This is a genomic window from Pseudomonas promysalinigenes (assembly GCF_014269025.2).
Classification (GTDB): Bacteria; Pseudomonadota; Gammaproteobacteria; order Pseudomonadales; family Pseudomonadaceae; genus Aquipseudomonas; species Aquipseudomonas promysalinigenes.
This window is the reverse complement of the sequence record NZ_CP077094.1, coordinates 3,795,935-3,818,848: the sequence shown is the minus strand read 5'-3', so window position 1 is coordinate 3,818,848 and position 22,914 is coordinate 3,795,935. Positions and strand designations below refer to the sequence as shown.

General features: G+C 60.5%; 21 protein-coding genes and 2 tRNA genes. 7 read left to right on the top strand and 16 right to left on the bottom strand.

Going from position 1 to position 22,914, the window contains the following annotated elements:
• Positions 1-30 precede the first annotated feature (30 nt).
• Complete coding sequence (locus HU725_RS17325) at positions 31-1,149, bottom strand: LOG family protein (protein WP_186478692.1); 1,119 nt, start codon at positions 1,147-1,149, stop codon at positions 31-33.
• Between the two features lie 293 nt (positions 1,150-1,442).
• Between HU725_RS17325 and HU725_RS17320 the strand changes: the two genes are divergently transcribed.
• A complete protein-coding gene (locus HU725_RS17320) occupies positions 1,443-1,646 on the top strand; it encodes a hypothetical protein (protein WP_060479483.1) in 204 nt (67 codons plus the stop codon).
• Here HU725_RS17320 and HU725_RS17315 read toward each other — a convergent pair whose 3' ends face one another.
• Entirely contained in the window at positions 1,647-2,066 is a 420-nt protein-coding gene (locus HU725_RS17315; protein ID WP_060479482.1) for a quorum-sensing-regulated virulence factor family protein, read from the bottom strand.
• A gap of 225 nt (positions 2,067-2,291) precedes the next feature.
• On the opposite strand from HU725_RS17315, the gene HU725_RS17310 reads away from it, so the two are divergent.
• The 3 genes from HU725_RS17310 (at position 2,292) to HU725_RS17300 (ending at position 4,263) form a co-directional block, all read left to right on the top strand.
• Positions 2,292-3,002: a tRNA-uridine aminocarboxypropyltransferase gene (locus HU725_RS17310; protein WP_186478691.1), complete on the top strand. Its 711-nt coding sequence runs from the start codon at positions 2,292-2,294 to the stop codon at positions 3,000-3,002.
• 169 nt (positions 3,003-3,171) lie between these two features.
• Positions 3,172-3,822, top strand: a complete 651-nt coding sequence (gene erdR / locus HU725_RS17305; protein ID WP_060479480.1) for a response regulator transcription factor ErdR — start codon at positions 3,172-3,174, stop codon at positions 3,820-3,822.
• 72 nt (positions 3,823-3,894) lie between these two features.
• Positions 3,895-4,263: a diacylglycerol kinase gene (locus HU725_RS17300; RefSeq protein ID WP_060479479.1), complete on the top strand. Its 369-nt coding sequence runs from the start codon at positions 3,895-3,897 to the stop codon at positions 4,261-4,263.
• Here HU725_RS17300 and finR read toward each other — a convergent pair.
• A complete protein-coding gene (gene finR, locus HU725_RS17295; RefSeq protein WP_060479478.1) occupies positions 4,260-5,186 on the bottom strand; it encodes a LysR family transcriptional regulator FinR in 927 nt (308 codons plus the stop codon). The two genes, HU725_RS17300 and finR, sit on opposite strands and share 4 nt — an antisense overlap.
• Positions 5,187-5,304: 118 nt before the next feature.
• On the opposite strand from finR, the gene fpr reads away from it, so the two are divergent.
• Positions 5,305-6,084: a ferredoxin-NADP reductase gene (fpr, locus tag HU725_RS17290; protein WP_060479477.1), complete on the top strand. Its 780-nt coding sequence runs from the start codon at positions 5,305-5,307 to the stop codon at positions 6,082-6,084.
• Between the two features lie 67 nt (positions 6,085-6,151).
• On the opposite strand, the gene tsaA is transcribed toward fpr, so the two are convergent.
• The 5 genes from tsaA to rimO all read right to left on the bottom strand — a co-directional run bounded on the left by tsaA (position 6,152) and on the right by rimO (position 10,127).
• Positions 6,152-6,847: a tRNA (N6-threonylcarbamoyladenosine(37)-N6)-methyltransferase TrmO gene (gene tsaA / locus HU725_RS17285; protein ID WP_186478690.1), complete on the bottom strand. Its 696-nt coding sequence runs from the start codon at positions 6,845-6,847 to the stop codon at positions 6,152-6,154.
• Positions 6,848-6,853: 6 nt separating this feature from the next.
• Positions 6,854-7,315, bottom strand: coding sequence for a YehS family protein (locus HU725_RS17280; RefSeq protein ID WP_060479475.1), 462 nt, complete (start codon positions 7,313-7,315; stop codon positions 6,854-6,856).
• A gap of 47 nt (positions 7,316-7,362) precedes the next feature.
• Positions 7,363-8,073: an rRNA pseudouridine synthase gene (locus HU725_RS17275; RefSeq protein ID WP_186478689.1), complete on the bottom strand. Its 711-nt coding sequence runs from the start codon at positions 8,071-8,073 to the stop codon at positions 7,363-7,365.
• Positions 8,074-8,192: 119 nt separating this feature from the next.
• Positions 8,193-8,648 carry a GNAT family N-acetyltransferase gene (locus tag HU725_RS17270; protein WP_186478688.1) on the bottom strand — a complete coding sequence of 152 codons (456 nt, stop codon included), beginning with the start codon at positions 8,646-8,648 and terminating at the stop codon, positions 8,193-8,195.
• Positions 8,649-8,795: 147 nt separating this feature from the next.
• Positions 8,796-10,127 (bottom strand): 30S ribosomal protein S12 methylthiotransferase RimO, encoded by a 1,332-nt coding sequence (gene rimO, locus HU725_RS17265; protein ID WP_186478687.1) that lies wholly within the window; start codon positions 10,125-10,127, stop codon positions 8,796-8,798.
• Positions 10,128-10,362: 235 nt separating this feature from the next.
• Here rimO and HU725_RS17260 point away from each other — a divergent pair, with 235 nt between their 5' ends.
• Entirely contained in the window at positions 10,363-12,273 is a 1,911-nt protein-coding gene (locus HU725_RS17260) for a potassium transporter Kup (protein ID WP_186478686.1), read from the top strand.
• A gap of 32 nt (positions 12,274-12,305) precedes the next feature.
• Here HU725_RS17260 and HU725_RS17255 read toward each other — a convergent pair whose 3' ends face one another.
• The 4 genes from HU725_RS17255 to HU725_RS17240 form a co-directional block, all read right to left on the bottom strand.
• Positions 12,306-13,598, bottom strand: coding sequence for a virulence factor family protein (locus HU725_RS17255; RefSeq protein ID WP_186478685.1), 1,293 nt, complete (start codon positions 13,596-13,598; stop codon positions 12,306-12,308).
• A complete protein-coding gene (mprF, locus tag HU725_RS17250) occupies positions 13,598-16,240 on the bottom strand; it encodes a bifunctional lysylphosphatidylglycerol flippase/synthetase MprF (RefSeq protein ID WP_186478684.1) in 2,643 nt (880 codons plus the stop codon). The genes HU725_RS17255 and mprF overlap by 1 nt, the downstream gene beginning before the upstream one ends.
• A 247-nt stretch (positions 16,241-16,487) precedes the next feature.
• Positions 16,488-16,564, bottom strand: a tRNA-Met gene (locus tag HU725_RS17245).
• Positions 16,565-16,697: 133 nt separating this feature from the next.
• Positions 16,698-16,774: transfer RNA gene (locus HU725_RS17240), tRNA-Met, on the bottom strand.
• A 204-nt stretch (positions 16,775-16,978) separates the two neighbouring features.
• On the opposite strand from HU725_RS17240, the gene dinB reads away from it, so the two are divergent.
• Positions 16,979-18,037, top strand: a complete 1,059-nt coding sequence (gene dinB, locus HU725_RS17235; protein ID WP_186478721.1) for a DNA polymerase IV — start codon at positions 16,979-16,981, stop codon at positions 18,035-18,037.
• Positions 18,038-18,074: 37 nt separating this feature from the next.
• Here dinB and HU725_RS17230 read toward each other — a convergent pair whose 3' ends face one another.
• The 4 genes from HU725_RS17230 to HU725_RS17215 form a co-directional block, all read right to left on the bottom strand.
• Positions 18,075-19,028: a hypothetical protein gene (locus tag HU725_RS17230; protein WP_186478683.1), complete on the bottom strand. Its 954-nt coding sequence runs from the start codon at positions 19,026-19,028 to the stop codon at positions 18,075-18,077.
• Positions 19,029-19,048: 20 nt separating this feature from the next.
• Complete coding sequence (locus HU725_RS17225; RefSeq protein ID WP_060478846.1) at positions 19,049-20,764, bottom strand: proline--tRNA ligase; 1,716 nt, start codon at positions 20,762-20,764, stop codon at positions 19,049-19,051.
• A 158-nt stretch (positions 20,765-20,922) separates the two neighbouring features.
• Positions 20,923-22,197: an OprD family porin gene (locus HU725_RS17220; RefSeq protein WP_186478682.1), complete on the bottom strand. Its 1,275-nt coding sequence runs from the start codon at positions 22,195-22,197 to the stop codon at positions 20,923-20,925.
• A complete protein-coding gene (locus tag HU725_RS17215; protein ID WP_186478681.1) occupies positions 22,188-22,520 on the bottom strand; it encodes a hypothetical protein in 333 nt (110 codons plus the stop codon). The genes HU725_RS17220 and HU725_RS17215 overlap by 10 nt, the downstream gene beginning before the upstream one ends.
• Positions 22,521-22,914: the final 394 nt, after the last annotated feature.

Below are 22,914 nucleotides of genomic sequence, written 5' to 3'. Positions count from 1 at the left end.
TTGTAACCCCATAGGCGCTTCGCGCCGCCACTAGCTGACCTTCAATGCCTCCCGCGCCCGCTGGGTGGTATGCATCGGTTCTGGCTTGGCCCAGTTTTCTGGCAAGTTGATGAAATCCACCAGTTCCCTAAGGCGCCCTTGATCACGGCCATTGAACGCGAATGTCAGGCGTGTGAGGTGGCTGAAGTTGCCTACCTCGTTTTCGGCTCCGCTGTCGGCCTGTTGATGATACCGACCGCTCAGGCGCAAGTCGGCAAATCCCTCCTCGATGTCATGCAATGCGGCTTCGTTTAGCCGGTGATGCATGCGAATCACGAACTGATTTTTCAGCCAGCGGCTGGAGTGGTAGTTACTGTAGAACTGGTTGATTTCTTCAACGGCCTCGTCAGCGCTATGCACCAGGCGCACCAGCTTCAAGTCAGTGGGCAGGATATAGCGGTTCTCTTCGAGTTGATGGCTAATGAAGTTCAGGCAGTCGCGCCAGAATGAGCCACCTGGGGAGTCCAGCAACACCACCGGCACCAGCGGGCTTTTGCCGGTTTGGATCAGAGTCAGTACCTCGAGTGCTTCATCCAGTGTGCCGAAGCCGCCGGGGCAGAGTACCAACGCGTCTGCTTCCTTGACGAAGAACAGTTTGCGGATGAAGAAAAAGTGGAACGGCAGCAGCTTATCGGTGCCATCAACCGTTGGGTTGGCATGCTGTTCGAAAGGTAGGGTGATGTTGAAGCCAAGACTGTGGTCACTGCCGGCGCCTTCGTGGGCCGCAGCCATGATGCCACCCCCTGCTCCGGTAATCACCATGAGGTTGGACCGGGCGAGGGTTGCTCCAAGCTCCTGGGCCAGTGCATACATGGGGTGTTCCACAGGCGTACGAGCAGAGCCGAACACGGTGACCTTGCGACGCCCGCGGTAGCGCTGAAGCATTCGGAACGAGTGGTCCAGTTCGCGCAAAGCCTGCAGGGTGATCTTCGCGTTCCAGCGGTCAGCGTCGTCATGGGCCATGCGCAAGACCGTTAGCATCATGTCGCGGTAAAGGGGCAGGTTAGGGCTATTGGGGGCGACCAGTTGCAGTTGTTGGTCGATCGTACTCAAGTCGATGCCGTGTTCTCTGAAGTGATTGAACAGCAGCTCATTGGATTGGTAAGGCATTCAACGTCTCCTTCTGCAGCAAAACCTCTGACCGGGCCGATGATCTGGCTCGGCCGCGACACTACGTGTGTCGCTGGCTGCCGTGACTCGAGTGTGCATCTCGAGCATTGCAGTGGGCCTTCAAGGCCGTGATGCAGGCTGTTTTGATTTTTCAGGGGCTTCGCTATCAATCTAGACCGTTGCGCTTCATCGCGCCGGGCCGAATGACTTGGCCGCTCGTCGGCCCGCAACCATGGGCACGGAGGGTTTGGTTAACTGGAGAAGCGAAAGGTGCCGATGCGGGAGGTGGCGGTATGCATCGCTTGGTCATCGAAGTAGACCGGCAGCTCTACCAGCAGCTGGAAAATGCCGCTCAGGCACACCATGTAAGCCTGGAAGTTGAATGCCGCCGTAGGTTGGCAGCGCTGGAGTGCCAGTCACGTTATGTGCAGGCCGTGCTGGCAGAGATGCGCGCCGAGGAAGAGCCGCAGCGCGCGGCAGGGGAGCAGGCGACCTAGCTACTTCTTTTTGTTGCCAGCGGTGCAACTGGCAGCATCGAAGGCCTGGTCCATGACCGGTTGATTGGTCTTGTACACGCTGAACCGGTAGACCATCACCGCACCTTTGGACATCAGGTTACGGAACCCACTATTGCGGCAAACGCTATCGCCCAGCTGGCTACGCACTTGCGCAGGGTTTTCCTGCATACGCGCGGCATGCTCGGGGCGCACGCTCAGGTGGTTGACCAGCGCCTTGCCTTCAACGGTGTAGCCCTGGTCGAGGATGTCTTCATTGATGGCGCGGGGAGTGCCGACACTGCTTTGAGTGGCCACCTTCTGCAGCAGCTTGTTGAGCTCGAACTCCTGCTTGGAGGCGGCCTGGGCTACCAGTGGCAGGGTCAGCAACAGGCTCAGGGCCGGGACGATAAAACGCAGCATGAATCTCTCCTGGTTCGATAACTGGCGCTTTGACATGCGCCGGCGGCGGGCGTTCCATGAAAGGCGCTGCATCGCAGGCACGTCCAGGTTGGCCAATGACGCCGATTATAGGGGCACGCCCCCCTCGCTGCACGGCCAAATGACGCGGGCTCTGCTAGACTAGCGCTTTGCTTTTGCCGAGTTACCCCCCGTGTTCAGTTACCATCCCGTCACCGGTTCGCGAGCATGAGCCATGCAGTAGCACGCTTGCGTGCCGAGCGCCTGGCGCGTAGCAACAAGCCTTTCATCGCCCGTGGATCGCGCGCCGAGCGTTGCCCCGATTGCCGGGTGATCGCCACCCATTGCTTATGCGCCTGGAAGCCCAAGGTGCAGGCCGACTCAGGCGTGTGCTTGATCATGCATGACACCGAGCCATTGAAACCGACCAACACCGGCTGGTTGATCGCTGACCTGATCGAGGACACCTACGCCTTCGGCTGGTCGCGCACCTCGGTGGATGACCGCCTCTTGGCGCTGCTCGACGACCCGCAATGGCAGCCTTTTATCGTCTTCCCCGGCGAGTTCGTTGCCCAGCAGCGGGTGGTGAGCAAGGTGGTAGGTGAACCGGGCAAGCGCCCGTTGTTCATCCTGCTCGATGCCACTTGGACCGAAGCTCGCAAGATGTTCCGCAAGAGCCCGTATCTTGATCGGTTTCCGGTTCTGAGCCTGCAAGCCGAGCAGATGTCACGCTATCGCCTGCGTCGGTCCAAACGCGATGACCATTTCTGCACTGCCGAGGTCGCTGCAATGTGCCTGGACCTGGCCGGGGACACTCAGGCTTCGCAGGCACTGGATGCTTATTTGGACGTATTCAGCCTGCATTACCTGAGCGGCAAGCGGCGGCTGCCGGTGGATGAACAGGACGACATCCACCAGCGTTTGCATACCTTCCTATAGTCCAAGGGGCATAGACCCTTATTTGGTACATAATGTTGGGGCTGGCAGCTAGGATGGGCAAGCAGGCAGGGGCGTGGGTATGCCCTCCGTGCTCGGTATCCCTGGCGCCGATTCCCCCCAGGCGCTTCCCTACTCTATGCGCCTGGAACAGAACAGGATCCATAGATAGATGGCCACTTACGAAATCCTGATAGCCGATGACCACCCGCTGTTTCGTAGCGCTCTGCGCCAGGCCGTTACCCTTGGCCTGGGTGCGGACGTGCGCCTGGTTGAGGTGGCGAGTATCGCCGAACTGGAAACCCGCCTGAGCGAAAAAGCCGATTGGGACTTGGTGCTGCTCGACCTGAACATGCCGGGGGCCTATGGCTTCTCAGGGCTGGTGCTGCTACGTGGTCAGTATCCGCAAATTCCGGTGGTGATGGTTTCGGCTCAGGAGGAAGCCGCGGTTGTGGTGAAGTCCCGCGAGTTCGGTGCCAGCGGCTTCATTCCCAAGTCCAGTGGCCTGGAAGTCATTCAGGACGCTGTGAGGAAGGTGCTCGATGGCGAGGTCTGGTGGCCAGCGCAGGCTTTCGAAAAGGTCGATGTCTCGGCCGAAGCCAAGGCTGCCAGCGAAGGGCTGGCCAGCCTCACGCCACAGCAGTTTCGGGTGCTGACCATGGTCTGTGAAGGCTTGCTGAACAAGCAGATCGCCTACGAGCTGAGTGTGTCCGAAGCGACCATCAAGGCCCACGTCACGGCGATCTTCCGCAAGCTTGGGGTGCGTACCCGAACCCAGGCCGCGCTGCTACTGCAACAACTTGAATCGGTTGCCAGCAGCTGAGCGCTTCAGTGTTCACGCTTTTTTGACCCCTGCCGCACTAGTCTGCGGCCTTTCTGCTGTGAAGTGACTCACATGACGCCATCGCCATTCAAAGGCCAGACCGGCCTGAAACGCATCTTCAACGCTGCCGGCTATTCGCTGGACGGCCTGCGCGCCGCCTTCAAGGGCGAGGCCGCGTTCCGCCAGTTGGTATTGCTCAATGTAGTGCTGATCCCGATCGCTTTCTGGCTGCCGGTCAGCCGTGCAGAGCGGGCGATCATGGTAGCCGTGTGCCTGCTTGGGCTGATTGTCGAGTTGTTCAACTCGGCAGTGGAGGCGGCCATTGATCGCATTTCGCTGGAGCGTCATCCCTTGTCGAAAAACGCCAAGGACATGGGTAGCGCAGCACAGTTGGTAGCCTTGACGATGGTTGCCCTGGTGTGGGGCGTGATTCTGCTTTAGGCAATCGCCGGTAGGACGATTTCGTCACTACGGGTGAAGCCGGCTGTGAAGTTGCGGCACAGATCCAGGAATTCACGCATCGCCGAAGTCTGGTACTTCTGTTTGTGCCAGATGAAGTAGAACTGGCGCATCAGGTCCAGCTCCGGGGTTTCCACAGGTACCAGGCTGCCGCGGCGGAATGCATCCCGCAGCGCCAGGCGCGAGATGCAGCCAATCCCAAGGCCGGATTCCACGGCTCGCTTGATCGCCTCGGTGTGTTCCAGTTCCAAGCGGATGTTCAGGCTTGTGCGGTGATGTCGCATGGCCTGATCGAAGGTCAAGCGGGTGCCCGAGCCTTGCTCGCGCAATATCCAGGCCTCCTGCGAAAGGGTTTCGACATCGGCGTGCCCGGCTTTGGCAAGGGGGTGTTGCGGTGCGCAGAACACCACCAGTTCGTCCTCTACCCAGGGCTGCACTTCCAGGTCCGGGTGGTTGCAGTCGCCTTCGATAAGACCCAGGTCAATTTCGTATTGCGCCACTTGGTGCACGATGTGCGCGGTGTTCTGGACATGCAACTTCACCTGGCTTTCCGGGTGAACCTGCATGAAGCTGCCGATCAGCAGCGTGGCCAGGTAGTTGCCGATAGTCAGCGTGGCGCCAACTGCCAGTGAGCCGAAGCCGGACTTACCATTGAGCAGGTCTTCGATCTCTTTGGCTTGGTCCAATAGGGCAACGGCTTGGGGCAGCAACTGGTGGCCAAGGGCATTGAGGGCCAGACGCTTGCCGGCGCGGTCGAACAGTTGGCAACTCGACTGACGTTCCAGCTCGGTGATGGATGTGCTGGCCGCAGACTGCGAAAGCGATAGCACGCTCGCCGCCCGTGACACGCTCTGGTGCTGGGCGACGGCGACGAATACCTGGAGCTGGCGTAGAGTAAATCGCATATCGATATAACCGATAACACATATCTTGATAATTCAGTTAACAGATATTGTGGCTGCCCCTAAACTATCGCGCAACTGCGCGTCTTACGCGCTGCGTTTTTCTTCAGGAGCCCTTTACATGAGCAACATGAACCACGAACGTGTCCTCAGTGTGCATCACTGGAACGACACCCTGTTCAGCTTCAAGTGCACCCGCGACCCGGGCCTGCGCTTCGAGAACGGTCAGTTCGTGATGATCGGCCTGCAACAAGACAACGGCCGTCCGCTCATGCGCGCCTACTCCATCGCTTCGCCGAACTGGGAAGAGCATCTGGAGTTCTTCAGCATCAAGGTCCCGGACGGCCCGCTGACCTCGCAGCTGCAGCACCTGAAGGAAGGCGATGAGATCATCATCAGCAAGAAGCCTACAGGTACCCTGGTACTCGACGACCTCAAGCCGGGCAAGCACCTGTACCTGTTGAGCACTGGCACTGGCCTTGCGCCGTTCATGAGTGTCATTCAGGACCCGGAAACCTACGAGCGCTTCGAAAAGGTGATCCTGGTTCACGGTGTTCGCTACGTCAACGAAGTGGCCTACCGCGAATTCATCACCGAACACCTGCCGCAGAACGAATTCTTCGGCGAGTCGGTGCGTGAAAAACTGATCTACTACCCCACCGTGACCCGCGAACCCTTCGAGAATCAGGGCCGTCTGACTGACCTGATGCGCAGTGGCAAGCTGTTCAGCGACATCGGACTGCCGCCGATCAACCCAGAAGACGACCGCGCCATGATCTGCGGCAGCCCGAGCATGCTCGACGAGACCAGCGAAGTGCTCGACAGCTTCGGTCTGAAGGTTTCGCCGCGTATGCGTGAGCCTGGCGACTACCTGATCGAGCGCGCCTTCGTCGAGAAATAAGACGTATGTCGGATCGAAAAAACGCAGACCCAGGTCTGCGTTTTTTTATTGGTGCAAGGCGGTGAGCTCAACCTTCCTTGACGACCTCCAGTACCTGTATGTGGCCTGGCTGGGGATAGTGCCAGCGCACCTGCACGTCCCAGAACTTCACCCCGTACACCCGCTCAGGCGGTGGCACCTGATAGGCGGGGCGGGGGTCCTGTGCCAGGCACTGCTCGATCAGCTCCATCAGCGGCTGGCCAAGGCGTAGCCCATGTGCATGGGCCTGGGGTAGGGCACCGTCGTTCCAGCTGACTTCGATGGCCGCAGGTGGCTCGCTGGCCATCAGGTTGCTCGCCCCGGCAACACTGTCGGCATAAGGTACATAGGGCTTGATATCCAGTACCGGAGTACCGTCCAGTAGGTCGATCCCGGATAACAGCAGCCGCCCTGGTTCCACGGCTTCCAAGCGCACCACCGATTGGCCGATACCATTGGGGCGGTGGGTGGCGCGGGTGGCGAATACGCCCATCGTCTTGTTACCGCCCAGGCGCGGTGGCCGAACCTTCAGGCGGGGCTTGTCTTCCAGTGCCTGGTGGAACAGGAACAGCAACCACACATGGCTGACCTGCTCCAGCCCAGCCACCGCATCGCCCTGATCGAACGGCGGCAGCAATTCCAGCACCCCGCGGGCGGCTGGCGCCAGCTGGGGCTGACGTGGGATGGCGAACTTCTCCTTGAAGCAGGAATGAACGATGCCGACCGGCTCAACGGTGTGCTGCATGGTCACTCAGCCGCGCACGCGAAGGGTCAGGCCCTTGAGGAAGTTACGCAGCAATTGGTCGCCACATGGGCGATAGTTGTCATGCCCGACCTTACGGAACAAGGCGCTCAGTTCCGGCTTGGACACCGGGAAGTTGACCGACTTGAGGATCGAGTGCAAGTCCTCTTCCTTGAGCTCGAAGGCCACCCGCAGCTTTTTCAGGATGGTGTTGTTGGTCACTGGCAGCTCGACCGGCTGCGGTGGGCGGCTATCGTCCTTGCCACGGCGGTGGATCACCAAACCGTCAAGAAAGTGTGCCATGACCCGCTCCGGGCAACGCACGAAGCCGGCTTCGTCTTCTTTCTTGAGGTAGGTTGCAAGCACGATCGGGTTAACTTCGAGGCCGGACAGCGCGATGATTTCGGCCATCTTGGCGTCGTTCACCTTCAGCATGTAGCGCAGGCTGCGCAGGACATCGTTGTGGTTCATTGCTGAAAAATCCTGTTCAGTAGCCACGCCGGGGCGTGGCGTATTGCTTAAAAACGTTCGGTGGCCGCCAGGTAGCGCCACTGCCCAACGGGCAGCTTGCCCATCGACACACCCCCCATGCGAATGCGGCGCATGCCTAGCACCTCCAGGCGCAGGTAAGCGCACAATTCGGCGATCTGCCCAGGTTGCGGGTTTTTCACGACCAGGCGCAGGTGGGTCTCGTTCTGCCAACTGGCCTTGGCCTTGGGCAGCTCGCGGTCATTGCGCGTGGCGCCGCGCGCCAGGCGCTCCAAGGCTTGAGCAGTGGTCTGGCCGCGAACTTCGATGATGTATTCCTGCTCCATGCGGCGCAGGTCGGCGTCGATCTTGCGAGTCACTCGCCAGTCTTGGGTGAACACCTGCAGGCCGCTGGCGCCACGTTCCAGCGGCGCCAGGCAGGACAGCCGAGCAAAGTGGCCGTGCAGGGGGCGTACACCCTCGCGGTGAGCCTCGCTGAGGTTGCCCATGTTGAGGTGGGTGCGGGTTGTCTCGCTGTCAGCACCGGCCGCCTGATGCGCCAGCAGGGTGACAGGGTCCAGTGCTTCGGCGCGCGCTCCGGGCAGCAGCTCGACCTGTTGAGTGTCGACTTTGAACTGAGGCTGCTCAACTACCACGCCATCGACCGCGACCCAGCCGCCTTCGATGTACAACTCGGCCTCGCGGCGTGAGCAACCGAGCTGCTCGATGAGGCGTTTGGACAGGCGGACGGGTTCGGACATGGGGGCATTCGCAAGGCAGGGAAAGGCCACCATTGTACCTGCCTGTACGCCGTTGATGATGGGAATCTCTGCCGAATCGGCCATATTGGGCGCACGGCACGACATTTTCAGACGCGACCTCAACGCGTTGTAGGAATATGCCTCATGTGGAGTAGGGGATATGGCTGCCCCAGGCCATCCGTTTCCGAGCGACCGACCACTTCAAAGCCTTCGTGCAAATAAAACCCAAGGGCTTGGGTGTTCTGCTCGTTGACATCCAGGCGCTCGGCATTCAGTTCGCCAACCGCATAGCGCAGTAGCCGCCTGCCAACACCCATGCCGCGACAATCGGGTGCCACGAACAGCATGTGTACGCAACCGTTGGCGACACCTGCAAAACCGTGGATGCGCTGGCGATCCCTGCAACAGACCAGCATTACCGCGTCCAGGTAGCGGCGCAGAACGTGCTCGCGCAATAGCAGAATGTAGGCGTCGGGCAAGAAGTCATGGGTGGCGCGTACCGAGTCCTCCCAAAGCTGCACCAGCTTCTCGTAGTCGCCGTAACCAGGCGTTTGCAGCGTCGGCATCGAAGCCATGGCGGTGATTCTCCCAAGGGGTAGAAGAACCATAGCAGGCGTGCTGCCGAACGGCTTATGACAGGCACTGCGACGAGAACAAAAAAGCCCCTGCCGGTTGTTCCCGAAGCTGGGAGGCCGGCAGGGGCTTATTACGCAGCGCCGGGGTTAAACCGGCTCGGCCCACATGTCGTACTCATCTGCATCCACCACACGGCAACGGACTTTGTCGCCAGGCTTGAAGCCGTGGTCACCGTCGATGAACACACTGCCATCGATCTCAGGTGCGTCGAAGAAACTGCGGCCGACCGACCCCTGCTCTTCGACTTCGTCGATCAGCACTTCGATTTCCTTGCCGATGCGCAGTTGCAGGCGGGCAGCACTGATGGCCTGCTGGTGGGCCATGAAACGGTCCCAACGCTCCTGCTTGACCTCATCCGGTACTTCTTCAAGGCCCAAGTCATTGGCCGGGGCGCCTTCGACGGGCGAGTACTGGAAGCAGCCCACACGATCGAGCTGCGCTTCGGTAAGCCAGTCCAGCAGGTATTGGAAGTCTTCTTCGGTCTCGCCCGGGAAGCCGACGATGAATGTCGAGCGGATCACCAGCTCAGGGCATTGCTCGCGCCAGTTCTTGATGCGGGCCAGGGTCCGGTCTTCGAAGGCCGGGCGCTTCATCGACTTGAGCACCTTGGGGCTGGCATGCTGGAACGGGATGTCTAGGTACGGCAGGATCTTGCCGGCGGCCATCAGTGGGATTACGTCGTCGACGTTCGGGTATGGGTACACATAGTGCAAACGCACCCAGGCGCCCAGGCTGCTCAGCGCTTCGCACAGTTCGAGCATACGGGTCTTGACCGGCCGACCGTTCCAGAAGTCAGTCTTGTACTTGACGTCCACGCCGTAGGCGCTGGTGTCCTGGGAAATTACCAGGATCTCCTTGACGCCGGCCTTGACCAGGCGTTCCGCCTCGCTCAACACCTCGCCAACCGGACGGCTGACCAGCTTGCCACGCATCGACGGGATGATGCAGAAGCTGCAGCTGTGATTGCAGCCTTCGGAAATCTTCAGGTAGGCGTAGTGGCGCGGGGTCAGCTTGACACCTTGGGGCGGCACCAGGTCGATCAGCGGGTTGTGGTCCTGGCGTGGCGGCACGACTTCGTGCACGGCGCTGACCACCTGCTCGTACTGTTGCGGGCCAGTCACCGACAGCACGCTTGGGTGCACATCACGGATACTGCCCTCTTCGACACCCATGCAACCGGTGACGATGACCTTGCCGTTCTCCTTGATCGCTTCACCGATCACTTCAAGGGACTCGGCCTTGGCGCTGTCGATGAAGCCGCAAGTGTTGACCACCACTACATCGGCGTCCTCATAGGTAGGTACGACTTCATAGCCTTCCATGCGCAGCTGGGTCAGGATGCGCTCGGAATCGACCAGGGCCTTGGGGCAGCCCAGGCTGACGAAACCAACCTTGGGGGTGGCGGGAGTGGTGGACATGACTAACCTCGGTATTGAATGCCGTGCGCCCGGCCGTAGCCGGGTGCGAGCTTGACGGGCGCTTTTGGCGCCTCTGATCAAAAAGTGCGCAATTCTAGCGAGCGTACGGTCGCTTGACCAGCAGAAATACGACGAACGCTGCGCTATGCTTCGCGCCAGTGCGTCGTGGCAATTGCATGCCCCTGACGCACCTGTGAATTCTACCGGTCTAGATGGCCATGTGCGGGAGTGTTCGATGGTTCAGGCAAGCAGTCACGCCGAAGGCGGGCACGCGGGCGAGCAAGGCGCGACCAGGTCTTTGGGCCTGCTGGTAGCAGCCGTTGGGGTTGTCTATGGCGACATCGGTACCAGCCCGTTGTATACCCTGAAGGAGGTATTCACCGGCGGTTATGGGGTACCGGTCAACCATGATGGTGTACTTGGGATCCTCTCGCTGATCCTCTGGTCATTGCTGTGGGTGGTGTCGTTCAAATATGTGATGTTCATCCTGCGCGCCGACAACCAGGGCGAGGGCGGTACCATGGCGTTGACCGCGCTGGCACGCCGGGCAACGGCGGCCTACCCGCGCCTGCGCACGCTGATGGTGGTCTGCGGGCTGATCGGCGCTTCGTTGTTCTACGGTGACAGCATGATTACCCCGGCGGTGTCGGTGTTGTCGGCGGTGGAAGGTATGGGCCTGGCGTTCGACGGTATCGACCACTGGGTGGTGCCCATTTCGCTGGTAGTGCTGGTGGCGTTGTTTCTGGTGCAAAAACACGGCACGGACAAGATCGGCAAGCTGTTCGGGCCGATCATGGTGGTCTGGTTCCTGGCGCTGGCGGCATTGGGCGTGCTTGGCATCTCGCAGAGCCCCGAAGTGCTCAAGGCATTCAACCCTGCGTGGGCGGTGAACTTCTTCGTCGTCCACCCTGGCATGGGCGTGGCCATTCTCGGTGCCGTGGTGCTGGCGCTGACCGGAGCCGAAGCGCTGTATGCCGACATGGGCCATTTCGGCCGCAAGCCGATCGCTCGCGCCTGGTTCGCGCTGGTGCTGCCGGCGCTGGTGCTCAACTACTTCGGCCAAGGCGCGCTATTGCTGCAAAACCCCGAGGCTGCTCGCAATCCCTTCTATCTGCTTGCGCCGGGCTGGGCACTGCTGCCAATGGTCGGGCTGGCTACCCTGGCCACGGTGATCGCTTCGCAGGCGGTCATCTCCGGGGCCTTCTCCCTGACCCGCCAAGCCATTCAACTTGGTTATATCCCGCGCATGCAGATCCAGCACACCTCTAGCCAGGAGCAAGGGCAGATCTACATCGGCGCGGTGAACTGGACATTGATGGTCGGCGTAGTCCTGCTGGTGATCGGATTCGAGTCTTCCGGCGCTTTGGCGGCGGCTTACGGGGTGGCCGTGACCGGGACCATGCTGATGACCACCATTCTGGTGTCGGCGGTGATGCTGCTACTGTGGAAATGGCCACCGGTGCTAGCGGTACCGATCCTGGTGGGCTTCCTTTTGGTCGATGGGCTGTTCTTCGCCGCCAACGTGCCGAAGATCGTCCAGGGCGGCGCCTTCCCCGTGTTGGCAGGCGGTGTGCTGTTCCTGTTGATGAGCACCTGGAAGCGCGGCAAGCAGATCCTGGTAGAGCGTATCGATGAGGGCGGGCTGCCGCTGCCTATCTTCATCAGCAGTATCCGCGTGCAACCGCCACACCGGGTCGAAGGCACGGCAGTGTTCCTCACTGCGCGAGCTGATGCGGTGCCCCATGCGCTGCTGCACAACATGCTGCACAACCAGGTGCTGCACAGCCAAGTGGTATTGCTGACGGTGGTCAGCGAGGATCGACCGCGGGTGCCGGAGCAGGAGCGGTTCGAAGTCGATGCCTACGGCGATGGCTTCTTCCGCGTGCTGTTGCACTTCGGCTTCATGGACGAACCAGACGTACCGGCGGCCCTGAAGCTGTGCCACTTGGACGACCTGGACTTCAGCCCAATGCGTACCACGTACTTCCTTAGCCGGGAAACCGTGATCGCTTCACGCCTCGAAGGGATGTCACGCTGGCGGGGTAACCTGTTCGCGTTCCTGCTGAAGAATGCCAACGGTAACCTGCGCTTCTTCAACCTGCCGCTGAACCGGGTGATCGAGCTGGGCACCCAGGTAGAGATATGAGTGGGCGGGGCCGCCTGGCGGCCCCGCCTTTTTCAGTTCTGTGCAGCCACGCTGGACTTGCCTTGGCGGGTTTCGATTTCGTCGATCAGGCGCTTGGCGAGCGCGGGGTAGTTTTCGTCGAAGTGGTGGCCGCCTGGCAGCTTCATGCGCTCACCGACTGCAGTTTTGTCGGTGCAGCCACTTTCGTCGGTTTCTTCCACGCCGTACACGCAGACCACCTTGGCCGCGGGCAGTTTGGCCATTTCCGGCCCGGTAGGCGCTTCCTGGCCTTCCTTGCCCAGCCAGCCCTCAACTTCGATCTCGAAGCTGCCGCTGCGCGCGAAGGCCAGCAGCATCACTGCATCGATACGCTGCTGATCCTCTACCGGCAGGCGGTTGTAGATGGCCGGCAATACATCGGCGCCGAACGAGTAACCGGTCAGCACGAAACGCTTGGTGCCCCACTTCTGGCGATAGTGCTGCATCAGCTCCGACAGGTCGGCGGCGCTTTGCTCTGGAGTCTTGTGCTGCCAGTAATAGCGCAAGGTGTCGATGCCGACCACCGGATACCCGAGCTTGGCCATTTCGCCTGCCACGTCGCGGTCCAGGTCACGCCAGCCGCCGTCACCAGACAGGAACAGGGTGACGGTATCGGTGGTCTGGCCGGCTGGGACTTCTACCACCGGAATGGCCAGGGCGTTGCCGTCGCGGCCCACCAAGGCTTGGGTCAGCTGGGCCTTGAGCACTTGGGGCAGGTGGATGTCGTAGTCGCTGATGCTGGTTTCGGCGTTGGCCTGATCGCGTACGAAGGCGGCGCTGGCGTCGTCCGGGTTGTCGTTCCAGGCCACGTTCCAGTGGCCGTGGGGGGCCGACTTCGGCAGCTCGACCTTGCAGCCAGGCTGCTCCAGGATGAAGTCCACCGAAACCGCCCGCGCCTTGTCATCGGTTTGGCTGGCCAGCCAGCGCCATGCCTGGGCAGCCCCTGGGCCAATGCCGGCGACCAGCGTCGGTTTGTCAGCGAGCTGGGTCATTGCCTGATCCATCACCGCTTGTTGCTTGGCGCAGTCATTGGGCGGCAGAACCACCTGAACCAGCTGCGCCTCGGCCGCTTGGCTGAGGTCGAGCAACTGCTTGTCGGTCAGGGCCTGGTCCTGGGGCACGCCAATGGCGACCCGGGCCTTGGCGTGAACGCCTGGAGTGACCCGGGTGATGCGGGTGTCGTTGAGGGTCAGTTGCTCCAGCCTTGCCTCGGGCGCAGGGCGGGTCCACAACCAGAAGCCCGCTGCGCCGCCCAGTACGGCCAGCAAAAGAGGAATCAGTACGTAAAGCCAATAGCGTCGGATCATCAGCGTTTCACCAATCCAGTCAGGCCGCCAGCAATCAGGGCGGCAGTATCGGCCAGTGCTACCAGCGGGTCGAGCCCGGCCGGCACGGCCATGTAACGAGGTTCCCAGTCCGGCTGGAACTTGTCCTTGAAGCGCCGCAGGCCTTGGAAGTTGTAGAGCTGTTCACCACGGCGGAACACCATCGAGCCCAGACGCTGGGTCAAGGGCGCGCCACGCCGTGGCTGCAAGCCTGAAAGCGGGACCATACCCAGGCTGAAACGGCCGTAATCATGGCTTTTGTAATGCAGGATCAGGCCGATCATCATGAACTCCATGGTCAGCTTCGGCGCCTCGGGGTGAGCGCGCATCAGGTCGAGGCTGGCCAGTTCGTTGCTGTGGGTTTCCAGCAGGTTGGCAAATGCCACTGGCCGGCCTTGGAAACGAATCAGAGCGATACGGAAGTGCTGCAGATACTCGGGGCTGAAGCGCCCTAGCGAGAACCCTTTTTCGCGTACGTTCTTGCCATTTAGCCAGGCGTCGGAGATTTCCTTGAGCTCGGCCAGCGGCGCCTGGCCGGGTTCGTGGATTTCCAGGCTTAGGCCATCGCGCCCACCACGGTTCCAGGTGTAGCGCAGGTCCTTCATCTCTTTACCCTTGGCTTCGAGATCGAAGCGGCGCAAGTCGACCCGCGCTTCTTCGCCCAGCTTCAGGGCCGTCAGGCCGATATCCATGTAGAACGGCAGGTTTTCCGCGCGCACCTGGTAGAACACCGGGCGGGCATGGTGAAGGTCGCACAGGTCGCGGAACTGCCAGATCATCTCGGCGCGTTCCTGGGCCGGGCCGATCGGGTCGTAGAGTGCCACCAGGCTGCGGCCGCGACGGGCATACATCAGGAAGGCATTGTCATTGGGGTGGAAAAGCAACGCCTTGTCGCCGGTCAACGCCAGACCGCCGTCGGGTTGGTCAGACGCCTGCAGGATGCGGTTGGCACGCTGCAATTCGGTTTCATCTGGCAGGTGAATGACCGGGCGTGCAGTGCGCAGCAGCCAGGTGAGGGCGACGATCACCAGCAGTACTGCGCTACCCAGTGCAGCACGCAGACCCCGCGGGGCATCGGCGTCCAGGGTGAACTGCCACCATAGCTTGTGGGTGTAGGGCACGTCCTGATAGGCGAACAGCAACAGCCATACCGACGCGCCGACCACGCAAGCGCTGGCCACCAGGTAAACCGGTGAGAACGGCAGCTCGAGCAGCCGGCTCGGCCGATAGAACGAGCGGCGGAAAACGGCCAGCAGCGCGGCGGTGAAGGTCAGCAGGCTGGCCTCCTCCCAGTCGAAGCCTTTGAGCAGCGAGAGTAGTGCGCCAACCAACAACAGCACGGTAGTCAGCAGCCAAGCCGCAGACAGCCTACGGCGCAGGCCTTGAGCCAGTAACAGGCAGAGCACGCCAATCAGGCTGGCGCCAAAGTGCGATGCATCGATCAGCCGGTGGGGTACCAGAAAACCCATGTGTTCGAGGCGCGTGTCGATCTCTGGCGTGGCGCCGGAGAACAGCAGCACCACGCCCGAGAGGAACACCAGGATCGCCAGAATCGGCGCACCCAGCCCCGAGGCCGCCTTGATGGCTTGCTGGGCGTAAAGCAGGCGGCGCGCCTCGTTGGCCAGCAGCAACACGCAGGCCAGCAACAAGGGCAGTACCACGTAGATCAGCCGGTACAGAAGCAGGGCCGCCGCCAGCGGCGCGGCACCCAGTTGGTCGGCGAAAGCCGCCAGCAGGATCGCCTCGAATACACCCACGCCACCGGGTACATGGCTCAGCACCCCAGCGGCGAGGGCCAGCAGGTAAACCAGTACGAAGGCACCGAAGGGCGGGGCCTCAGGCAGCAGCAGGTAGAGCACGGTCGCGGCAGCGGCAACGTCGAGTGCGGTGATCAGCAACTGCAAGGCGGCCAAGCGGCCATCAGGCAGGCGCAGGGTGCGGCGGCCCAGCTGTACCAGCAGATTGTCGGCCAGCGGTTGCTCCGGCAGGCGTCGGCGGTAGAGCCCGATCACCAGTATGGCGCTCAGAGCCAATACAGCGATGGCGATGCCGGCCAGCACTGTTGTAGGCAAGCGCAGTGCAGCTGACGCTGCGGGAAGGTTGCTCAAGGTGGCCAGTGCAGCCAGAGGTGGCAGCGCCGTACCCAAGGAAAGGCTTGCAAACACGGTCATGCGGGCGACTTCGGCCGCACCCAGACCCTGGCGTGCATACAGGCGGTAGCGCACAGAGCCGCCCGATAGCATCGACAAACCGATCGCGTTACCGATGGCAAAGGCGCTGAAGCCGCCCATCACCAGCGTCCTGGCGGGTAACTTGACGGCTGCGTAACGGCTAGCCGACCACTCGTAACCCAGCAGGATCACGAAACCCGCCACCGTTGCCAGCAGCGCACCGGTCAGAGACTTTGCCGGGACCTCCAGCATGGCATCGTGCAAGGCATAGATATCCAGTTCACTCAGCAGGTGCCGGCATGCGATCAGCGCCATGGCAAACAGCAGCAATGTCACGGCCAGGCCGATTGGCTGACGGTAACGGCTCACGCGTTCCAGCCAGGGCAAGCGCTGAGCAGCAGTGGGCAGTGCTGCGGCCAGAGGCACTTCAGGTTCAGGGGTGTGCGATGTCATGAGATGCCTCGGGCGTGGTGCGCGAGGACGGGGAGAGCTGCGGCCAAGTGAAAGTCCCTTTGGTAAACGTATCCGGATATTACTCCGGACAACGTTACTTTCAGTCGTCCGGCAGCGTTAAAGATAGTTCATCCACACGTCGTCATCTCAAACGCGCTGCTTTGACGGTGTTGGAAGTTTTTTCGGGTGACTGAACGCAACGAACCCCGCGCTGTTTTTACACAGGCGGGGTTCGTTCTGACGAATATGGTTGCGGGAGCCGGATTTGAACCGACGACCTTCGGGTTATGAGCCCGACGAGCTACCAGGCTGCTCCATCCCGCGTCAGAGGTGCGCATTGTATAGAGTAGGGCATGTAAGTCAAGCACTTACTTCCATCTGGTTCACTATGGTTGGTTTTGCTTTTCTTCGGCCAATGAAAAAGGCCACTGCGTTAACAGTGGCCTTTTCTTGAATCTGGTTGCGGGAGCCGGATTTGAACCGACGACCTTCGGGTTATGAGCCCGACGAGCTACCAGGCTGCTCCATCCCGCGCCTGTGAGATCGAATTCTACGCAATTCCTGCTCCATGTCAACATATATCGTAAAAAATCCTTTTTCGTTCAGACTCTTAGCCGCGCTCATGGGCGGCGCAGACGTGGCGGGGCCGCAAAGCCGATGCCTCGGGAGACTGTTTCACGGGTGTCGCTATGCGCTACTATCTGTATGAATTTACAGTGGTGGCTATCATCAATGTCCGTGCGCAAGATCATCCATATCGACTGCGATTGCTTTTACGCCGCGATCGAGATGCGTGACGACCCGCGCTTGGCCGGGCGGCCCATGGCGGTGGGTGGCTCGGCAGAGCGCCGTGGGGTGATTGCCACCTGCAATTATGAGGCCCGCGCCTACGGGGTGCGCTCTGCAATGTCGTCCCGGCATGCGCTGAAGCTTTGCCCTGACCTTGAAATCGTCAAGCCACGATTTGAGGCTTACCGGGAAGCCTCGCGGGAGATTCATGCCATTTTCCGTGACTACACCGAATTGATCGAGCCGCTGTCATTGGATGAGGCCTACCTGGACGTCAGTGAAAGTCAGTGGTACGCAGGCAGTGCCACACGAATCGCTGAGGATATTCGCCGACGGGTCGCCCGTACCCTACACATAACCGTCTCCGCGGGTGTCGCGCCTAACAAGTTTCTGGCCAAGATCGCCAGCGACTGGCGCAAGCCCAATGGGTTGTTCGTGATCACCCCCGACCAAGTCGAAGCCTTCGTAGCGGCCTTGCCGGTGGCCAAGCTACATGGTGTTGGCAAGGTCACCGCCGACAAGCTGAGCCGCCTGGGGATAGACACCTGCCTTGATTTGCGTGAGTGGTCACGGTTGGCACTGGCCCGTGAGTTCGGCAGTTTTGGCGAGCGGCTTTGGGGGTTGGCCCGAGGGATTGATGAACGAGCCGTGCAAAACGATAGCCGCAGGCAGTCGGTGAGTGTCGAAAACACTTATGACAACGACCTACCGGACTTGGCCAGCTGCCTGGAGCGCTTGCCTGAACTGCTCGACAGCCTCAATGAGCGGATCGCCCGTATGGACAGCAGTTATCGGCCCGATAAACCCTTCGTCAAGGTCAAATTCCATGACTTCAGCCAGACGACGATGGAGCAGGCGGGGGCGGGCAGGGACTTGGAGAGTTACCGTAAATTGCTGGGGCAGGCTTTCGCCCGTGGTGGCAAGCCGGTGCGTTTACTGGGAGTAGGGGTCAGATTACGCGACCTGCGCGGTGCCCATGAACAATTGGAGCTGTTTCCCGGCAATTAAAAAGGGCCGCGTTGCGGCCCTTCATCTAACGTGCTGCTTACTGCGCACCTGGGTCAGCAACAAGGCGGCCGGTAGCCTTGGTCAGGGCTGACAGAAACTCCTGCTGCAGCTCTGGATCATTGCGCGTCAGCTCGATCAGGCTTTGCTCCATCTCGCTGGCTTCTTCCTCAAGGCCCAGTTCGGACAAGCGCTTCACCCGATGTACCCACTGCCCGACATCGTCATCTTCCAGGTCATCGAAGATCAGCTCATGGGCTTCGCGCAGCTTGTCGCGCAAAGTAGCGCTGACCAGCAGACTTGCATCGCCTCGTACGCCATTGTCCTCGTCCACCACCTGCAGGTGCAGGGTGCCGACGTGGTTCAGATGCTGTTCCGAGAACGGACTGTCCAACAGGTTCAAGCGCAGCACGCCGTTTTTGTCGGTAGTCAGCTCATGGGTCATCTTGCCAGCCTTAACTTCGACCAGTCGCTCGCTCCAAGGGATGCTGGTGAACTCTTCGCGCTTGTCCTTCTGCACTTCGCTGATGCCTGCCAGATTCTGTTGCGCGCGGCCATTGGATGGTGCATTCATGAACGGATTGAGCCCATCGACGCCGTAGCTTAGCCAGTCATGGGTCATGCTTTGCGGAAGATTGCCCAGAGCGAACACGTTCACCACATTGGCGCCGATGCCTGCCACTACGGCCACTGCACCAAGCGGGATCTCATAGATTTCCCGCCAGGGTTGGTAAGGTGTGTAGCGATCGTAGCGCCGGGTCACTTCGTAGTCGGTGACCTCGAAACGCTTCTGTTCATGGATGCGCACCCGCCGTTGCGGAAGCTCCATCACCTTGGGCTCGCCGACATCTATCTGCAGGGTGTGTTCGAGCAGCTTGCGCTCGACGCGCTCCTCATGGTCGCTGCGCTGAGACATCTGGTTGGCGCAACCACTGACGAGCAGAGCACCGCACAATGCGGTGCCCCCCAGGGTAAAGGTACTTCGCTTGGACATGATCACTCGTGCATTGATTATCAGCGGCGAACGCGGGCCTGCAGGAAGCTAAGCACTTCGTTGAGCGGCAGCTGCTTAGCGTCCTGCTCGGTGCGGTGCTTGTACTCCAGATTACCGTCGGCAAGGCCCCGGTCGCTGACCACGATCCGGTGCGGGATGCCGATCAGCTCCATATCGGCGAACTTGATGCCGGGGCTGGTTTTCTTGTCGCGGTCGTCCAGCAGCACCTCGTAGCCGGCTGCGGTCAGTTCGGCGTACAGCTTGTCGGTGGCCTCGCGTACCACGTCGGTTTCATAGCGCAGCGGCACCAGGGCGATCTGGAAGGGCGCCAGGGCGTCGTTCCAGATGATGCCCTTGTCGTCGTAGCTCTGCTCGATCGCGGCGGCAACTACGCGGGACACGCCGATGCCGTAGCAGCCCATGGCCAGAGTGACCGGCTTGCCATTCTCGCCCAGTACCTGGCACTTGAGGGCCTCGCTGTACTTGGTGCCCAGCTGGAAGATGTGACCCACTTCGATGCCGCGCTTGATCACCAGGGTGCCCTGGCCATCCGGGCTTGGGTCGCCTTCGACGACATTGCGCAGGTCGGCGACCTGCGGAACTGGCAGGTCACGCTCCCAGTTCACGCCGAAGTAGTGCTTGTCGTCGATGTTGGCGCCAATGCCGAAGTCGCTCATCAGTGCGACCGAACGATCGATTACGATTTCCAATGGCAGGTTCAGCGGGCCGAGTGAACCTGCACCAGCGCCAATGGCCTCGCGCAGTTCGGCATCGGTGGCCATGACCAGTGGGTCGGCAACCTGTTCCAGCTTGGCGGCCTTGATTTCGTTGAGCTCGTGGTCGCCACGCACGATCAGGGCGACCAGCTTGCCTTCCTCGGCGCCACGCACGATCAGGGTCTTGACGGTCTTTTCGATCGCCAGGCCGTGGTTTTCCACCAATTGCGCGATGGTCTTGGCATTAGGGGTGTCCACCAGGCGCAGTTCTTCGGTTGGCGCAGGGCGCACGGTTTCGCGCGGGATGGCTTCGGCCTTCTCGATGTTGGCAGCGTAATCGGAGCTGTCGCTGAAGATCACGTCGTCTTCGCCCGATTCGGCCAGCACGTGGAATTCGTGGGAGTAGCTGCCACCGATGGAGCCGGTGTCGGCCTGCACCGGACGGAAGTCCAGGCCCAGGCGGGTGAAGATGTTGCTGTACGCCTGGTGCATGCGGTCGTAGGTTTCCTGCAGGGAAGCCTGATCGGCATGGAAAGAGTAGGCATCCTTCATGATGAACTCGCGGCCGCGCATCAAGCCGAAGCGTGGGCGGATCTCATCACGGAACTTGGTCTGGATCTGGTACATGTTGAGTGGCAGCTGTTTATAGCTGGACAGCTCGTTGCGGGCCAGGTCGGTAATCACTTCTTCGTGGGTCGGGCCGACGCAGAACTCGCGCTGATGGCGGTCTTTGAGACGCAGCAGCTCGGGACCGTACTGCTCCCAGCGGCCCGATTCCTGCCAAAGCTCGGCAGGTTGGATGCTTGGCATCAGCACTTCCAGGGCACCGGCGGCGTTCATTTCCTCGCGCACCACGGCCTCGACCTTGCGCATTACCCGCAGGCCCATTGGCAGCCAGGTGTACAGGCCGGAGGCCAGTTTGCGGATCATGCCGGCACGCAGCATGAGCTGATGGCTGATGACCACTGCATCGGCAGGGGTTTCTTTCTGGGTGGCGAGCAAATATTGACTGGTGCGCATGGTTAGCCGTGTCGATTGCCTAAGACGTTGAAATAGCCCCGCATTGTACGGGGGTGAAACGAAGGCGTACAGGATGCCCCAGGGCGTGGCAGTTGTCAGCCAAGAAAAAGCCCGGCAACTGGCCGGGCTTTTCAGGTGCGGTGCACTATAAGCCAGGCTTACAGGATGCTCAGCGGGTACTCGACGATCAGGCGCAGTTCGTCGATCGAGCTCGAACCGTAGTAAACGCCATCGCTGGAGCGGTAGGTAGCCTGACGCACGCGGAAGCTCAGGTCCTTGGCTGGGCCTTCTTGCAGCACGTACTTGACGTCTACGTCACGTTCCCATTCCTTGCCATTGCTGGTGGAACCGGTGTTGGCATCGCTACCACGTACGTAACGGGTCATGAAGGTCAGGCCTGGCACGCCGTATTCGGCGAAGTTCAGGTCGTAGCGAGCCTGCCAGGATTTTTCGTCTTCAGCGTTGAAGTCGGAACGGGCCACGGAGTTGGCCAGGAAGATGGTGCCGCCGCCGTCCACGCCGTAGCCGTAGTCGCCGTCGCCGGTGACTTTCTGATAGGCCAGGGTGAAGGTGTGAGCGCCGATGTTATAGGCGCCGGACAGGCTGAAGGCGCGGTTGTCGAGCTTGGTCACGCCATCTTTCTCGGCGCGCTGCAGGCCCTGGCCATCGCTTTTGGTGTCATAGATGTTGAAGTCGAACACCAGGCCTTGCTTGTCCGAGAGTGGCAGAGCCCAGTTCACGTTGGCGTAGTACTTGCGCCAGTAGTCTTCGACCTTGGAGTAGTACAGGCTGGTGGAAACGTTGTCGGTGAAGGCATAGGTGCCACCAATGACGTCGGCTTCTTTAAGGTGCAGGCTGTCATGGAAGGTCTGGGACTGAGCGTTCAGCGCGGTGAAGCGGCCGGCGTTCAGGGTCAGGCCCTTGATTTCGCTGCTGGTGATCAGAGCGCCTTGGGCTACCTCTGGCAGCAAGCGGCTGTCATCGGTGGCGAACACTGGCATGGCAGTGAACTGATCGCCGACTTTCAGCACGGTATCGGAGATGCGCAGCTTGACTGCGCCGCCGCCTTCGGAGAATTCATCCTGGGCACGGCCATCGGCGTCAGTCGGGAACTGGCCGGTGCTGTGGCGGCCTTTGCCGCTGTCGAGTTTCAGGCCGAGCATGCCGATGGCATCGATACCCACACCGACGGTGCCTTGGGTAAAACCAGACTCATAGGTGCCCAGGAAACCAAGGCCGGTTTCTTCCACGCGGCTTTGAGAGCCTGGCGCGTTGTTACGGAAATCGCGGCTGAAATACAGCATGCGAGTCTTGACGTTCAGCTTGCTGTCTTCGAGGAAGCCCTTGGATTCGTCCTGGGACGAGGCTACGGCCATCTGCGAGGTCCCTGCCGCAACGGCCAGGGCGATCATGCTCCACTTCATCACGCGCATCGTGACTTGCTCCTTTGGTTTTTAGGAAGAGTACCGCTGCGCCCAAGTTTTTTAGTTATATGGGGCAGCTCTTTCTTGTTATGTCGGCGGAAATGTATAGCACGCTGACTGTTGTTGGCGATATGGCAAAGATCATCTTTACGGAACTTTTTGGCCATGTCGCTTTTAAGTAATTCCCTGTCGCAAATCACGCTCCGGTTTAACGGTTCGTGAAACTCCAGCGCTGTCCCAATGCCTGGATTCTGCAGCTTTGCAGCCTCCTGACGAATGAAACTCCCTGGTGCACCCATTTCGCTGTGGTTGTCTGTCGCGTCACCTGACATTGCAGGTGTCGTGCCGACTTGGCGTGGAAGGAATGCAACAAGCGTGCACAAAATTAACAACGGCTAATGAAATTTTCACAAATGCGGTGAGGCTCAGCGCAAAACCGCCGAAAACACGGGCTAGGAGCTGTCAGATGGTGTGCCAGCTTAAAGGTCGGGCGCCAGGGAAAAAGCTGCCATAAAAGTCAATGTGTTACCGGCAACTGTTGATCCACAGTCACTCATGTGAGTAGAAGTGTGGTGCTACACCTATTTGCGGCATCATTTTGGTGCGAAAAGTAGCGCTGTGTTACCGCAATTGTGCGTGACCTGCAGGTTGGCTAGTTTCGGCCTCCATCGCGGGCGGTTTCATGCCGGTTCAAGCGAAGCACGGTATCCTTGGCGCATCCTGTTA

Coding starts and splice junctions, on each gene's coding strand:
- HU725_RS17325 (WP_186478692.1), bottom strand. CDS start 1,149: ATGCCTTACCAATCCAATGAGCTGCTGTTCAATCACTTCAGAGAACAC.
- HU725_RS17320 (WP_060479483.1), top strand. CDS start 1,443: ATGCATCGCTTGGTCATCGAAGTAGACCGGCAGCTCTACCAGCAGCTG.
- HU725_RS17315 (WP_060479482.1), bottom strand. CDS start 2,066: ATGCTGCGTTTTATCGTCCCGGCCCTGAGCCTGTTGCTGACCCTGCCA.
- HU725_RS17310 (WP_186478691.1), top strand. CDS start 2,292: ATGAGCCATGCAGTAGCACGCTTGCGTGCCGAGCGCCTGGCGCGTAGC.
- erdR (WP_060479480.1), top strand. CDS start 3,172: ATGGCCACTTACGAAATCCTGATAGCCGATGACCACCCGCTGTTTCGT.
- HU725_RS17300 (WP_060479479.1), top strand. CDS start 3,895: ATGACGCCATCGCCATTCAAAGGCCAGACCGGCCTGAAACGCATCTTC.
- finR (WP_060479478.1), bottom strand. CDS start 5,186: ATGCGATTTACTCTACGCCAGCTCCAGGTATTCGTCGCCGTCGCCCAG.
- fpr (WP_060479477.1), top strand. CDS start 5,305: ATGAGCAACATGAACCACGAACGTGTCCTCAGTGTGCATCACTGGAAC.
- tsaA (WP_186478690.1), bottom strand. CDS start 6,847: ATGCAGCACACCGTTGAGCCGGTCGGCATCGTTCATTCCTGCTTCAAG.
- HU725_RS17280 (WP_060479475.1), bottom strand. CDS start 7,315: ATGAACCACAACGATGTCCTGCGCAGCCTGCGCTACATGCTGAAGGTG.
- HU725_RS17275 (WP_186478689.1), bottom strand. CDS start 8,073: ATGTCCGAACCCGTCCGCCTGTCCAAACGCCTCATCGAGCAGCTCGGT.
- HU725_RS17270 (WP_186478688.1), bottom strand. CDS start 8,648: ATGGCTTCGATGCCGACGCTGCAAACGCCTGGTTACGGCGACTACGAG.
- rimO (WP_186478687.1), bottom strand. CDS start 10,127: ATGTCCACCACTCCCGCCACCCCCAAGGTTGGTTTCGTCAGCCTGGGC.
- HU725_RS17260 (WP_186478686.1), top strand. CDS start 10,363: ATGGTTCAGGCAAGCAGTCACGCCGAAGGCGGGCACGCGGGCGAGCAA.
- HU725_RS17255 (WP_186478685.1), bottom strand. CDS start 13,598: ATGATCCGACGCTATTGGCTTTACGTACTGATTCCTCTTTTGCTGGCC.
- mprF (WP_186478684.1), bottom strand. CDS start 16,240: ATGACATCGCACACCCCTGAACCTGAAGTGCCTCTGGCCGCAGCACTG.
- HU725_RS17230 (WP_186478683.1), bottom strand. CDS start 19,028: ATGTCCAAGCGAAGTACCTTTACCCTGGGGGGCACCGCATTGTGCGGT.
- HU725_RS17225 (WP_060478846.1), bottom strand. CDS start 20,764: ATGCGCACCAGTCAATATTTGCTCGCCACCCAGAAAGAAACCCCTGCC.
- HU725_RS17220 (WP_186478682.1), bottom strand. CDS start 22,197: ATGCGCGTGATGAAGTGGAGCATGATCGCCCTGGCCGTTGCGGCAGGG.
- HU725_RS17215 (WP_186478681.1), bottom strand. CDS start 22,520: ATGTCAGGTGACGCGACAGACAACCACAGCGAAATGGGTGCACCAGGG.